This window comes from Streptococcus oralis (assembly GCF_001578935.1).
GTDB lineage: Bacteria > Bacillota > Bacilli > Lactobacillales > Streptococcaceae > Streptococcus > Streptococcus oralis_R.
In genome coordinates this window covers 1-213 of the sequence record NZ_KQ969548.1, presented here as the reverse complement: position 1 = coordinate 213, position 213 = coordinate 1, and the positions used below count along the sequence as shown (strand labels likewise).

Sequence of the window (213 nt, the reverse complement as noted above, 5' to 3'; positions counted from 1 at the left end):
CTCTGGTAACTCTTCGGCTACTGCTGCATCTGAGCCGTTGACGCCTCCGTTAAACTCTGGTAACTCTGCCACTGCTACATCTGAGCCATTGACTCCTCCGTTAAACTCTGGTAACTCTTCGGCCACTGCTGCATCTGAACCATTGACGCCTCCGTTAAACTCTGGTAACTCTTCGGCCACTGCTGCATCTGAGCCGTTGACACCTCCGTTGAA

At 52.6% G+C, this 213-nt stretch carries 1 protein-coding gene; it reads right to left on the bottom strand.

Annotation, left to right across the window (positions count from 1 at the left end):
• Positions 1–213 (bottom strand): SIALI-17 repeat-containing surface protein (locus SORDD15_RS10360; RefSeq protein WP_330996578.1); only part of this gene is annotated, 213 nt, incomplete at both ends.